At 53.8% G+C, this 12,158-nt stretch carries 10 protein-coding genes and 1 pseudogene; 5 read left to right on the forward strand and 6 right to left on the reverse strand.

What is annotated here, in order from left to right; genetic code table 11:
- Positions 1-75: 75 nt before the first annotated feature.
- Positions 76-1,344, reverse strand: coding sequence for a S1C family serine protease (locus U9M73_RS17435; protein ID WP_028539280.1), 1,269 nt, complete (start codon positions 1,342-1,344; stop codon positions 76-78).
- A gap of 404 nt (positions 1,345-1,748) precedes the next feature.
- Here U9M73_RS17435 and U9M73_RS17440 point away from each other — a divergent pair, with 404 nt between their 5' ends.
- Positions 1,749-1,958, forward strand: a complete 210-nt coding sequence (locus tag U9M73_RS17440) for a hypothetical protein (RefSeq protein WP_016314543.1) — start codon at positions 1,749-1,751, stop codon at positions 1,956-1,958.
- A gap of 173 nt (positions 1,959-2,131) precedes the next feature.
- Positions 2,132-2,653, forward strand: a pseudogene (locus U9M73_RS17445) (family 4 glycosyl hydrolase); the annotation flags it as partial.
- Between the two features lie 42 nt (positions 2,654-2,695).
- Here the strand turns inward: U9M73_RS17445 and U9M73_RS17450 are convergent.
- From U9M73_RS17450 to U9M73_RS17460, 3 genes are read right to left on the reverse strand one after another with little or no spacing between them, the layout of a single operon-like run.
- Complete coding sequence (locus tag U9M73_RS17450; RefSeq protein ID WP_050769681.1) at positions 2,696-3,541, reverse strand: carbohydrate ABC transporter permease; 846 nt, start codon at positions 3,539-3,541, stop codon at positions 2,696-2,698.
- A gap of 1 nt (position 3,542) precedes the next feature.
- On the reverse strand, positions 3,543-4,433 hold the full coding sequence (locus U9M73_RS17455; RefSeq protein WP_009223388.1) for a carbohydrate ABC transporter permease: 891 nt from the start codon (positions 4,431-4,433) through the stop codon (positions 3,543-3,545).
- A 35-nt stretch (positions 4,434-4,468) separates the two neighbouring features.
- A complete protein-coding gene (locus U9M73_RS17460) occupies positions 4,469-5,833 on the reverse strand; it encodes an ABC transporter substrate-binding protein (protein ID WP_232228347.1) in 1,365 nt (454 codons plus the stop codon).
- A 264-nt stretch (positions 5,834-6,097) separates the two neighbouring features.
- Here U9M73_RS17460 and U9M73_RS17465 point away from each other — a divergent pair, with 264 nt between their 5' ends.
- Positions 6,098-6,859, forward strand: a complete 762-nt coding sequence (locus U9M73_RS17465) for a response regulator transcription factor (protein ID WP_009223386.1) — start codon at positions 6,098-6,100, stop codon at positions 6,857-6,859.
- Positions 6,856-8,628, forward strand: a complete 1,773-nt coding sequence (locus U9M73_RS17470) for a sensor histidine kinase (RefSeq protein WP_323078293.1) — start codon at positions 6,856-6,858, stop codon at positions 8,626-8,628. The genes U9M73_RS17465 and U9M73_RS17470 overlap by 4 nt, the downstream gene beginning before the upstream one ends.
- Positions 8,629-8,682: 54 nt before the next feature.
- Here U9M73_RS17470 and U9M73_RS17475 read toward each other — a convergent pair whose 3' ends face one another.
- On the reverse strand, positions 8,683-9,564 hold the full coding sequence (locus U9M73_RS17475) for an AraC family transcriptional regulator (RefSeq protein WP_051417006.1): 882 nt from the start codon (positions 9,562-9,564) through the stop codon (positions 8,683-8,685).
- 136 nt (positions 9,565-9,700) lie between these two features.
- Between U9M73_RS17475 and U9M73_RS17480 the strand changes: the two genes are divergently transcribed.
- A complete protein-coding gene (locus U9M73_RS17480) occupies positions 9,701-11,098 on the forward strand; it encodes a family 4 glycosyl hydrolase (protein ID WP_323078295.1) in 1,398 nt (465 codons plus the stop codon).
- A 244-nt stretch (positions 11,099-11,342) separates the two neighbouring features.
- Here U9M73_RS17480 and U9M73_RS17485 read toward each other — a convergent pair whose 3' ends face one another.
- On the reverse strand, positions 11,343-12,149 hold the full coding sequence (locus U9M73_RS17485) for an MBL fold metallo-hydrolase (RefSeq protein ID WP_009223382.1): 807 nt from the start codon (positions 12,147-12,149) through the stop codon (positions 11,343-11,345).
- Positions 12,150-12,158: the final 9 nt, after the last annotated feature.

Below are 12,158 nucleotides of genomic sequence, written 5' to 3' on the forward strand. Positions count from 1 at the left end.
AAAGAGATTCCTCCCCCACTCCAGTCGCTTCTATCTACGTCTGTCATGACTTCGGAATCTCTCCATGGAATATGTTTATTCGTTATCGTCTAATCCTTGTTCGATTTCCGCCTCCGACGGCTTATCGGTCAGCTCCAAGGTCACTTTCTCCAGCTTGCCGTCACGGTAGTACGTAACCTCCAACTCATCCCCGATCTTCTTATGCTCATACAAGTACCGGCGCAATTCCAACGTCGATTTGATCGGTTGCTTGTCGAGCTGGGTAATGACATCGTTTAATTTCAGTCCCGCTTTCAGCGCTGGGCCATGGGCCTCCAAGACGATCACCCCTGCGGTGACATGGTTCGGCAGGTTGAGATCCTCGCGCTGCTCGTCAGTGATCGGAGAATAGCGGTTGTTGAGGTCCAACGTGTACACGCCCATATATGGACGAACCACCTTGCCGTGCAGGAGCAAATCGTCGACCGTCTTCATCACTTCATTCACCGGGATGGCAAAACCCAATCCCTCAACGCCCGTATCGGAAATCTTCATCGTATTGATGCCGATCAGCCGGCCGTTCAAATCTACCAGCGCTCCGCCGCTGTTCCCCTCATTAATCGCCGCGTCCGTCTGGATCACTTCCTGCTCCCAGTCGTACACGCCATCCTGGTTCAGCGACACCGGAATCATCCGGCTGGTATAGCTCACGATCCCGGAGGTCAGCGTCCCTCCAAGGCCCAGCGGATTGCCGACGGCAATGACCGTTTCTCCGGCCCGCAGCTTCTTCGAATCACCTAGCTCGATCACCGTATCGATGCCTTGTCCGTCGATGGCCAGCACCGCAATATCGTTGATCGAATCCTGTCCGACAACCTCTGCCTTACGCGAGGCTCCGTCGCTCGTCACAATTTCCAGATCGCTTGCACCGCTAATGACATGCGTATTCGTTATAATGAAGGCCTTTCCTTTCTCCTTCTTAAAAATCACACCCGAACCCAGCGCCGCCTGCTCCGGATCGCCATCCGACAGCTCCCCATGATTGAGGATGCTCACCACAGCGGGCGCCACTTTGGCCGCCGCCGCGCTGATCCGGTCATAAGGATCGCCGGCATCCGAGAGCAACACCGCACTGCTGGTTGCAACATGGCGGTTCGATGAAGAAGGAAGCCCCGTAATGAAACTGAATAACAGCACGGCCACTACCGCACTAAGAACGGAAGAGATTAAAGAGATCTGCAGCGTGGACAGCTCCAGGCGATGCCTACGCGGCCTACCGCGCCAACGCCGCAAGCTGCCGCCTTCGGACAAGCGCATACGCCCCGGAACCTTGGTGGAATAAAAGTCATCGTCAAACCATCCCATCTCTATTCTCCCCCTCCATCATGCCTTCCCAAAAGGCCTGGCATCGACATGCCATCTGCCCCAGGCAAAGATCCCCTTCAACTTTATGCCATTACAGCAAAGCCATATTCATGCGTATCCTTAATTTTATTAACGTCATGAACCGAAGATAGGTTGCCTGAAATTTGAGAAGTTTACCGCTTTTTTTTCTGAAAACTGGAATGTTTGACCTTGCCCATGACTACACTATATTAATGCGATAGATTGATAGATTTATTTTACCATATTTTGATGGTTTAGAAGCAGATTTCTATCAGGGAAAAAACGGCAATTTTACCCACATCCCGTGGGCTTTACCCATCGCAGACCAAAAGAAAAATCATTCAACCGTGTGCCTTGCACGGCTGCCTGAAGGAGGTAATCAGATGGATTCCTATTATTCCACGCCGATGAACGAAGTGAATGTGCTCGCCAAGCTGGCGGATATGAAGGAAGAGCATTATCACCAGCTAGTGACCTTAAGCGCCATCATGGAGTTACTTATAGAGAAGGGCATCTTAACCCGGGAGGAGATCGAGAAAAAAGCGCTCGAAATCGACGGATTTATGACCCCGCCCCCCTATCCCACCGTTTAAAATGGATAACCAGCCAGCCCTGATCCGCCAAGCACGGCGAGATACGGGCTGGTTTTTCATTTTTTAGATGTGATCTTACATTACATAGGACAGCCGTAAATCCCCAACTCCTTCCTCTGACAACCCTGATTTGCGGCACCGGCACGAACGCGGCCAGCTGCAACCCGTGTCCCGTGAAGAGCATCGGCCTTTGTAACGCTCCAATCGGCTTAATCAAGCGAGTATCCAGTAAGTACGGCGTGACCCCGGACCGGGTGTATGCGGAATTCGTTGGCCTGAATCACCTGCACTGGTTGAAGTATTTTTACATGACGGACGAAATGCTCGAGGAGCAGTTGGAATCTCTGAAGAAAGGGGAAAACCGCGCCGAGGTCGTCAAGCGCGTTGAAGAAGAGCGGTTCAAGCTCTACAGCGATGTCGAGCTGAAGGAGAAGCCGAAGCAGCTGGAGCAACGCGGCGGTGCTTACTACTCGGAGGCCGCGGTAAACCTGATGTGTTCGCTGTATAACGGTAAGAACGAAATTCAGACGATGAACGTGGCTAACAATGGCATCCTCGATTTTCTACCGGACGACGCCAGCATCGAGGTTAACTGCGTGGTCACCCCGCTGGTTCCATCCGTCGGCGTCGCCATCAAGTTGCTCGATGAAATGCTGGAAGCGAACAAAGAGTATTTGCCGAACTTCTTTAAATAAGTCATTATCCCCTCCGGTTTTGGACGGAGGGGATTTTATTTTTTACCCCTTCAACCCCGTTGTCGAAATCCCCTCAACGAAGTATTTCTGAGCTAGGAAGAACAGCAGAATGCACGGTACGATGCTGACGACCGACATCGCGATGACCTGGTTCCAGGAGACCGCGGACGAGGCGTCCAGCGACAAGCGCAGCCCCAGCGACACGGTGAACTTCCGCACGCTGCTGATGTAGATAATCGAGTTGAAGAAGTCGTTCCACGTCCACATGAACTGGAAAATCCCCACCGAGAAGATCGCCGGTTTGCACAGCGGCAGCAGCACCCGGGTCAACACCGTAAACGAGTTGCACCCGTCGATCGTCGCCGCTTCGTCCAGATCCCGAGGCAAGCCGCGGATGAACTGGATCATCAGGTAGACGAAGAACGCGCCGGTGGCGAAGGCCGCCGGGATGATAAACGGCAGGTACGAATCCAGCCACCCTAGCTTATTAAACAAAATGTACCGGGGAATCATGATCGAAGCGTTGGGCAGCATCAAGGTGGCGATCATGATGGAGAACAGCAATGTCTTCAATGGGAAATGAAACCGAGCGAACCCGTACGCCACCAACACGCTGGAGAGGATCGTAAACAACACAGTTGGCACGACCAAGATAAACGTGTTCACGAAGAAGTCCTGGAACCCGTATTGGCCCGTGCCCTGCCAGCCCAGTGAGTAGGCATCCCACACGTAGCTGCTTGGCAGCAGCTTCGTTGAGCCAAAGATGTCCGCATTGGTCTTGAACGAAGAAGCGAACAACCACAGCAGCGGATACACCATGATGAAACCGAGCACGATCAGAAAGAGGTAGTTCGCCCATGTTTTTTTCAAACTAACGCCTGCTCTCATGTCATCGCCCCCCATCCTCATAATGCACCCAGCTGCCCGAGCTCTTGAAAATAACCGCCGTCACGCCCATGATGATCACGAACAGCACCCAGGACAACGCCGACGCATAACCCATGTTGAAGAAAGTAAAAGCTTCTTCGTACAGCTTCAACGCGTACAGATAAGTCGATTTCAGCGGTCCCCCTCCGGTAATGACAAAGGCACCGGTGAACTCCTGGAACGCATTGACCATCTGCATCACCAGGTTGAACAAGACGATAGGCGTCAGGAGCGGAATGGTGATTTTGAAGAACATTCGCGTTTTGGAGGCGCCGTCAATCGATCCGGCCTCATACAGTTCGCTCGGAATTTGCTGAAGACCGGCCAAAAATAACACCATCGAAGAGCCGAACTGCCACACGGTCAGCAAGCCCAGCGTATACAGGGCCACATCCGGGCTGCCCAGCCAATCGACCGGACCGAGATGGAGCCGGGCCAACATGGCGTTCACGACCCCTTCCTTCATGAACAGGAAACGCCAGAGGACGGAGATCGCCACGCTCCCCCCCAGGATGGAGGGGAGATAATACACCGTGCGGAAGAAGTTGATGCCCTTCAGCTTCGCGCTTAGCAGCATGGCGATAAACAAGGCGAAGGCGAGCTTGACCGGAACGGCCAGCACCACGTATATGCCAGTGACCTTCAGGGACTGGTAAAACTCCGGGTCCCCCGTAAAAATTTTGACGTAATTGTCCCAACCCGTCCATGTCGGGGCGCTAACCATGTTGTAATTCGTAAACGAGTAATAAAACGAAGACAAGAACGGATACAACTGGAACAGCAATAACCCGATGATCCATGGCGAAATGTACAGCAGTCCGACATACTGATAGTTCCGCTTGCGTTTAATCATGACGGACCCTCTCCCTCCTACCGCTTACGACCTGTTTATTGAGTACGGTCTTTAATTTCGGCCAATTTGGACGTTAAGCTGGCGATCAGCTCGTCGGCGGCCTGCTCCGGCGTGGCTTTGTTATAGCTGACCTTCTGAATGACGTCCTCAAGGATTTTTGCAACCTCCGAGTTGTTAGAGATGCTGTTGTCCACGAGACCCGCGTTCTCGAGCCCCAGCTCCACCGCATTCGTAATCGCCGGATCGATTTTGCCGGCTTCCACGGCAGCTTGCTGCGACGACTTCACAGGCGGAATCGAACGGACACTGCCCAGGATCACCGCCGCTTCTGGATCGTTCATCAACCAGTTGAGGAACTTCACGGCTTCTTCTTGATGTTGGCTTTTTTGGCTGACCGCGAACAGCTGCGACGGACGGACGACGACGCCGGTGTTTTTGGCATCCTTGGCGATCGCCGGGAGCGCCGTTACAATTTCAGTTCCTTCCGGCAGTACCGTCTTCAACGTGGGCAGCGTGCTGCTCATCGACGTGGTCATCGGCATTTCTTGATTGATCCATTTCGGGTTCTGATCGAGCTTCCCGAAGAACAGGTCGGCTTCACCCAGCGGCTGGTACACCCCCGCTTCCATCGCCTTCTGCAGCCACTCGAAGCTGGCTACCGCATCTTCCTTCGTAAAGCCTACGGTATAGTCCTCTTTGATCCATTGCTCGCCCGTACGCTGCTTCAGCATCGTCCGGAAATCCTGGGTTAACGCCGCGTGGTCGGCCAGCAGCAGGTATTTACCGCTGTCGGCTTCATGCAGCTTTTTGCCTTGCTCGTAAAGCGTATCCCAATCCCATTGAATGTCCGTCGGGATGCCTAACTGATCGGCCAGCGTCTTGTTGATGATCAAGCAGTAGGCGTTAACGCCGGTTGGCACTGCCACCAGCTTGCCGTCATAAACGCCGAAGTTGTCCAGGAACGTCGGATCGAACCCCGTGGCATCGAAATCTCCCACCGTCTTCAGATCGACGAAGAAGTCGCCTTTCGTCACCAGTTCCTGGACCCACGGCAGGTCGAGCTGCATGATGTCAGCCGAAGTGCCGCTGGTCAGCTGGGTTTTGATCTTTTGCTCGTATCCGTCAAAGCCCTGATATTCCGCCTCGATGGTGACATTGGGCGCGATTTTCTTATACGCCTCGATCGCCTCCAGCGTAGCCGCATGACGATCCTCGCCGCCCCACCAGCTGAAACGCAAGGTCACCGGATTCCCCGTATCCCCGGCATTCTCGCTTGATCCGTTATTGACTGAAGTGGAGGTGTTGTTTGCCGCCTCGTTCCCTCCGGATGAGCAGCCGTTCAGAAGTGCGAGAAGGAGTGCCATGGCCAAGCCCAGCGCCCAAACTTTTTTTCTTCCCATCATTCATTTCCCCCTTAGGACTCACTAAATTTGTAAGCGCTTTTATTATAAAATCGGCTTCGGCCCTTCGATAAGGTAGCTGTCCTTAGAAAAAGGTATCACATTTCGCGGAAATTTTACTCCAAGGTATCTTCTTGTTATAAAAAGAATCGTTTTTTCACATGTTTGCGGTCCGTTGTTTAAACGCTTACAACCAATTTCGGGCGATCTGCTATAATCGATGTATGCCATTACATTTGACTTCATAGAAGCCGGGGTGAGCGAATGTATAACCTGTTAATCGTAGATGACGAAGCGGAGACGCGCGAAGCGTTGTCGAGTTATTTTCCGTGGAACGAAGTAGGCTTTCAGGTCGTCGGCCAGGCCAACAACGGCCAAGAAGCGCTCCGTTTGATCGCCGAAGGCGAGCGCGTTGACATCGTGCTGACCGATATTAAGATGCCCGTGATGTCCGGGATCGAGCTGGCCGAGCAGCTGTACAACCACCGGCGGCAGATTAAGGTCGTCTTTCTCAGCGGATACCGGGATTTTGAATATGCCCAGCAGGCCCTGCATTTTCGCGTCATCAACTACATTCTGAAGCCGGCCAAATATCATGTGCTATTGGATGTTTTCGGCAAGATCAAAGAGGAACTGGAAGCAGAGGCTGCTGCGGAAAACCAAGATCTGGGGCCGAACCCCTCCGCACCCGGACAAGGCGGCGAAAGCCTCATTATCCAGAAGATCAAGGAATACGTCAAAGCCAACTATAAAAATGCCTCCCTTGAGGAGGTCGCGCGGCTTGTGCATATGAATGCCAACTATCTTAGCTTCTTTTTCAAGCAAAAAACCGGACAAAACTTCTCCGACTACGTGCTGCAGACAAAAATGGAAATGGCAGCCGCTCTGCTTCGGGACGTGAGCTACAAAACCTACGAAATCAGCGAAAAAGTCGGCTACAGCAACGCCAAAAACTTCACGCGGACGTTTAAAAGCTATTACGGTCAAACGCCCAGCGAATTCCGAAACGGTCCCTCGAGCCCATGAGAGATAAATATTTCGCCAAACAGCTGACCGCGTTTCTTGTTCCGCTGCTCGTGCCCATCGTCCTGCTTGGCTCGCTTTCCTTCCTGACGACACAACACGACGTCAAGCGAGACATCAACCAGAACAGCAGCTTCCTGCTTCATCAATCGCAGACCCAACTGGAGATGATCCTAAACGAAATCGATACGCTGTATCTGGCGCTTTACGATAATACCGCGATCTTCAACGAACTCTCGGCCGTATTGAAAAATCCGCATTACACCTACGAAAGCTCCACTTCATACCGGATTATCTCCAGCTTCCTCAACGGATTTACGAGCGCGAAACCGTATATCCAATCCTTTTACCTGTACGTCGACAACCCGTATCAGCGTTTCCTGTCGTCGGTGGGGGGACTGGTGACGCTGGATCATTTTTATGATACCGCTTGGTATGATGCTTTTATGGACTATACCGGACCGCCGGCCAAATGGACGTCGCGGCGGAACATCAAGTTTTACGATTTCGAATCGGACGCGACGCCGATCGTCACCTTCTATAACGTGCTGGTGCCGCAAAAGATCGCAATCATTCTGAACATTAAGCCGAAGTATATCGAGAGCATTTTGGACGACATCACCAAGTACCCGGACCAGCAGCTGTTTGTGTTGGATGAGGAGAACCACGTTATTTTCTCTAATCATCACGGCGATCGGCTGCAGGAGAGCGAACTCCGGTCCATTGCCGAAAATCCGGCGTCCTTCTTCGATATGGACACGCCCCAAGGCAAGGTGAACGTGACCAAAGTTGAATCCGAGCGGTACAAGTGGAAGTACGTCTCGGTGATCCCGCACAGCGAGTTATACAAAACGCCAACGCGTATTTTCAACTACACGCTGGTGTTCGCCGTGATCGCGGTCGCCTGCGGGTTTGCGTTGACGTTTTACCTGATCCGCCGCAACTATAAGCAGCTCAAGATGATTCGCACCTTGATCAAATCGGCCGACGACAGCTGCGTGCCGTTGAAGCCGCCTTTGAAGGTTCGGGACGAATACTCCTATATCATCCAGAACATGATCACCCATTTTATCGAACACCGGTACATCAAAACCCAGCTGCTGGAGAAAAAATACCGCCTCCAGGTCATGGAGCTGCTCGCGCTGCAATCGCAGATCAATCCGCATTTCTTGTACAACACGCTGCATTCGGTGTATTGGGAGTCCGTGGCCTTGACCGGCAAGCCGAACAAAGCCAGCGAGATGATCGAGGACTTGTCCGATATCCTCTCCTACTCGTTCAGCGACCCGACCAAAATCGTCACCTGGGGCGAAGAAATCGCTAACACCGTCAGCTACGTCAATATCCAGCGAAAAAGGTACAAAAACAAGTTCGACGTCCATTTCGACTACGAGGAGGAGATCACCCGCCTGTACACGATCAAGCTGGTGCTGCAGCCTTTGGTTGAGAACAGCATCTACCACGGCATTAAGGAAAAAGACGGACATGGCCTGATCAAGGTGAAATTCCGGCGGAAGGAGGATCGGCTGCTCATTACCGTAATCGACAATGGCTGCGGCATCCCGCCAGAGGAGCTGCGCCAGCTCGTGGAGCGGCTGCATTCCGACGAGGAGCGGACGGAGCATGTCGGACTGTATAATACGTGCAAGCGTTTGAGATTAACCTATGAGCACGAATTTACCTTCCGGATGCGCAGCAAGCCGGGATTGGGCACGATGGTGGAGTTAACCGTGCCCGCGGTAGAAGAGCGGCCGTTGACCGAGCGCGAGTGAAGAGCGGCGATGATGCGGGTTAAGGTCGTTACGTTAACCTGTACCACTCCCCTTTTACCGCACCCCCGCCCCGCCGCTGAGCATCCGCTGCTCGCGCCGGTAGCTTTGCGGCGACACCGCCTTGGCCTTCTTGAACACGCGGCCAAAGTGGGTGCCGCTTTGATAGCCAACGCGGTACGCGATCTCGGTCACAGGCAGCTCCGTTTCGCGCAGCAGCGCGCAGGCTTCCTCGATGCGGACGCGGTTAATGTAAGCGACCAGCGTCAGCCCGGTAACTCTGGGGAAGAGATGGCTGAGGTAATACGGGCTGAGATGAAATCGATTGGCGAGATCGCTTAAGCTGAGATTCTCATCGTAATGCGCATTGATGTAGCGGGCGACTTCAGCAATTTCCCGGTAGGGGCGTTTCCCGCCCCCTTCTTCCCCATCATGGTTTGGCCGAGCGTTCGCCAGGCGCAGCAGGTTAAGCAGCAACTCAGCCAGCAGCAGTTGGCAATATTCCTCATATCCGCCTGCCTGCTGCTTCTGCTCTGCCAGCATACGAGCTAACAGCTGTTGCACAAGCTGCTGCTCCTCGGCGCTTAAACGCAGAACCGGATACTTGGCAAAAAGTTGCTCCAGCTCTTCCTCCCTCCCGGGCAGCAGCGCGCTCACCACCTCCGTACGGAAATTCACCAGGATCCGCTCATGGGGCTGCGACAGCTTCCCCGATGGCGATGTCTTGTGCAGCACATTCACCGGGATCAACACCAGATCGCCTGCACCGATGCGATAGATTTGATCCTTGATGAAATAACACCGTTCCCCGGACACCAGATAATAAATCTCCCACGCATCGTGAAAATGCTCCCCATCCATCGAGAACCGCCCGGGCTGCTTCGCTGCCTCGATGAACAGCATCCGGCGAATCGGCGCTAACTGCCCTTCCAACGTCATTCTGCTCCCCTCCCAACACGCTCGTCTCTCGACAGCAAAAAATGTAGAATGCCAGCTCAAATTAACAAAATCCGTGCAGTAACTTTTCTATTTTTGCTCTATGTTTATTGTAACATCAATCAAGGGAGTGAACGATATGCAAGAAGCCACAATGGTCAAACATTTGAAGATCGCTTATATCGGCGGCGGTTCCCGCGGCTGGGCCTGGGGATTAATGAGCGACTTGGCTCTGGAACCGGCGCTTTCGGGACACGTGGCCTTATACGATATCGACTTTGAGGCAGCCCAAGCAAATGAGATCATTGGTAACCGTTTACAAGATCATCCTGATGCGGTGGGACGCTGGCGTTACGAAGCGGTGCAGACGTTACCGGAAGCGCTCAAGGGTGCCGACTTTGTCATCATCTCCATCCTTCCCGGAACGTTCGAGGAGATGCGCTCCGACGTGCACGCACCGGAGGCTTACGGCATCTACCAGTCTGTGGGCGATACCGTCGGCCCGGGCGGAGCGATTCGCGCGCTGCGCAGTATCCCGATGTACGTAGAAATCGCCGAAGCAATTCGCGACCATGCCCCCAACGCCTGGGTCATCAATTACACGAACCCGATGAGCGTCCTGACCCGCACGCTGTACGAGGTGTTCCCAGGCATCAAAGCCTTCGGCTGCTGCCATGAGGTCTTCGGCACGCAGGAGCTGCTTGCCGAGATGCTCGAGGACATGACGGGGGTAACCGGTGTCCGGCGCCAAGAGATCGAGGTAAATGTGCTGGGGATTAACCATTTCACCTGGCTGGACCGTGCTTCCTATCGCGGTACGGACCTATTCCCGCTATATCAGGCTTTTGCCGAGAAATATGCCGAAGAAGGCTTTAGTACCCATGGGCAAAAAGACCACTGGATGAACAACAGCTTTGCATCCGCGAACCGCATTCATTTCGACCTGTTCCGCCGCTTCGGCCTGATCGCCGCTGCCGGTGACCGACATTTGGCCGAATTTATGCCAAACACCTGGTATCTGCGGAGCCCCGAGCACGTAAAGCAGTGGAAATTCGGCCTGACGACCGTCGACTGGCGGATCAACAATCTGCAGAAGCTGCGGGAGCGCAGCCGCCGTCTTGTTGCCGGCGAGGAGACGTTCTCGCTCAAATCCAGCGGCGAGGAAGGGATCGCCATGCTGCTTAGCTTGACCGGTGCCAGCGCCCCGATGATCACCAACGTCAACCTGCCGAACCGCGGTCAAGTGGCTTCACTGCCGCTGAACGCCGTCGTGGAGACGAACGCCGTATTCGGTGCGAACAGCGTCCAGCCGGTGATGGCGGGCAGCTTGCCGGAGGACATCAACAATCTGGTTACCCGGCACGTCTACAACCAGGAGACGATTCTGAAAGCAGCCTTAACCAAGGATCGCGACTTAGCCTTCCGCGCCTTCCTGAACGACCCGCTGCTCTCCACCTTGACTCCTTCGCAAGCGGAGGAGCTGTTCACAACGATGCTGAACAACACCAAGGCGTATTTGCCGGGGTGGGAGCTATAATAAAAACGACCGCCTAGGGATCCCATCCCAACCAGGCGGTCTTCTTGTCTACGCGGTAAATGTATGCGAAAAATCGAATACATTTCGCCAGTTTCGGCGATTTCAACCCAATCTATTCGATTTTTCATACACATTCTTGCCTCGAAAGCTCAATCGGCCCGATTCTATATGAAAAATCGAATACAATTCACCGTTTTCCTCTATCCGCAACACATTATATTCGAAAAATCATATACAATATATGCTACCGCTCGCTCACCACATCCCACGGCGTCGGCCGGTCATAGTACGTATCGCATAGCTTGAACTCGCTGTCCTTGAAGAAGCAGCCGCGATCCTCCATGGCGCTGCGAACCGCCATCTTAGCCAGATCGAGCATATTGTGTTCGCGGCTGAGGTGGGCCAGATACGTCCGCTTCAGACGGCCGTTCAGAATCTCGCTCATCAGCTCCCCGGTCGCGTCGTTGGACAAGTGCCCCAAGTCGCCGAGGATACGCCGCTTGATGTTCCACGGGTAACGTCCCATCCGCAGCATCTCGATATCGTGATTCGCCTCAAGCACCAGCACATCGGCATCATATATCGCTTCCTTCACCTTGTCGCTGGCATAGCCCAGGTCGGTGCATACGCTCAGCTTCTCCTTGCCGTCGTAAAAGTTGTAGCCCACCGGCTCAGCGGCGTCATGCGAGATGGCGAACGACTCCACGCGGAGCGAGCCGAAATCGCGGGTTTCTCCGGTCCCCAGAATACAGCGTTGGTCGTCTGCGAGGTTCCCAATCGCCTTTTCCATGGCTGCCCACGTCTTTTCGTTAGCGTATACCGGCAGATTGTATTTTCGCGCCACCGCGCCTAAGCCCTTGATATGGTCCGAATGCTCATGCGTAACCAGAATGCCTGTCAAATCCTGCCCGCTCACCCCGCGCTCCATCATCAGTTCTTCGATGCGTTTGGCGCTAAAGCCGGCATCGATCATCAGTGTGACTTCCCCATTGGCCACCAGTGTTGCATTTCCCGTCGAACCACTCGACAGCACCGAAAATCGGATCCCCATAATCTCCCA

Origin of the sequence: Paenibacillus phoenicis (assembly GCF_034718895.1) — a bacterium.
Classification (GTDB): Bacteria; Bacillota; Bacilli; order Paenibacillales; family Paenibacillaceae; genus Fontibacillus; species Fontibacillus phoenicis.

Bases quoted from the DNA above. Each gene is read 5' to 3' on its own strand.
- U9M73_RS17435 (WP_028539280.1), bottom strand. From the start codon at position 1,344: ATGGGATGGTTTGACGATGACTTTTATTCCACCAAGGTTCCGGGGCGT.
- U9M73_RS17440 (WP_016314543.1), top strand. From the start codon at position 1,749: ATGGATTCCTATTATTCCACGCCGATGAACGAAGTGAATGTGCTCGCC.
- U9M73_RS17450 (WP_050769681.1), bottom strand. From the start codon at position 3,541: ATGAGAGCAGGCGTTAGTTTGAAAAAAACATGGGCGAACTACCTCTTT.
- U9M73_RS17455 (WP_009223388.1), bottom strand. From the start codon at position 4,433: ATGATTAAACGCAAGCGGAACTATCAGTATGTCGGACTGCTGTACATT.
- U9M73_RS17460 (WP_232228347.1), bottom strand. From the start codon at position 5,833: ATGGGAAGAAAAAAAGTTTGGGCGCTGGGCTTGGCCATGGCACTCCTT.
- U9M73_RS17465 (WP_009223386.1), top strand. From the start codon at position 6,098: ATGTATAACCTGTTAATCGTAGATGACGAAGCGGAGACGCGCGAAGCG.
- U9M73_RS17470 (WP_323078293.1), top strand. From the start codon at position 6,856: ATGAGAGATAAATATTTCGCCAAACAGCTGACCGCGTTTCTTGTTCCG.
- U9M73_RS17475 (WP_051417006.1), bottom strand. From the start codon at position 9,564: ATGACGTTGGAAGGGCAGTTAGCGCCGATTCGCCGGATGCTGTTCATC.
- U9M73_RS17480 (WP_323078295.1), top strand. From the start codon at position 9,701: ATGCAAGAAGCCACAATGGTCAAACATTTGAAGATCGCTTATATCGGC.
- U9M73_RS17485 (WP_009223382.1), bottom strand. From the start codon at position 12,149: ATGGGGATCCGATTTTCGGTGCTGTCGAGTGGTTCGACGGGAAATGCA.